The sequence below is a fragment of the Parendozoicomonas callyspongiae genome, assembly GCF_023502345.1.
GTDB classification, from domain to species: Bacteria; Pseudomonadota; Gammaproteobacteria; order Pseudomonadales; family Endozoicomonadaceae; genus Sansalvadorimonas; species Sansalvadorimonas callyspongiae.
The window spans coordinates 1-584 of record NZ_JAMFLX010000143.1 but is presented as its reverse complement, the minus strand read 5'-3'; the positions used below and the strand labels follow the sequence as shown (position 1 = coordinate 584).

At 51.5% G+C, this 584-nt stretch carries 1 protein-coding gene; it reads right to left on the bottom strand.

Annotated features, from left to right (window positions below; all coding sequences use genetic code 11):
- Positions 1-16: 16 nt before the first annotated feature.
- Positions 17-584 (bottom strand): IS66 family transposase (locus M3P05_RS20690; RefSeq protein ID WP_249702045.1); only part of this gene is annotated, 568 nt, incomplete at its 5' end.

Here is a 584-nt window from a genome sequence, read left to right as displayed (position 1 = left end):
AACGGGGGGACTTCCCCTACCTGTCCAGAGGTGCTTTCAACGGATTACTCCCGAATCGCTTTTTCCAGTTTCGGGGGATCAGGTCATGAACCTGTTTGGCAGGGTGGCGACTGATGCGCTGAAGTATATCTACCAGGTACTTGTAAGGATCAATCCCTTGCAGCTTACAGCTCACCAGCAGGCTTTGAATAATGCCAACATGTTCCGCGCCCAGCTCCGTCCAGCAGAACATGTAGTTCTTGCGCCCCATGGGTATACAGCGAAGAGCTCGTTCCAGATGGTTCGTGTCCGGGGATACATCTGGATTATCCAGGAACACCCGCATCTGTGACTCATGGTTACAGGCATAATTGACAGCTTTGGTAAGCGGATTTTTGGGGATCAGATCAATACGCTGACGCTCTTGATGACACCAGTCGAAGAACTCATTAACCAATAGCTTGACGTGTAACTGACGGAACGCTTTCTTTTCTTCACCGGCCAGCCCTTTATCCCGAATGGCAGCTTCTGCCTTATAAAGATTGCCAATGATCGCGAGGGCTTTGCCTGTCGCCGCAGGCTCCGCCTTTTCCGCCCTGACAAAG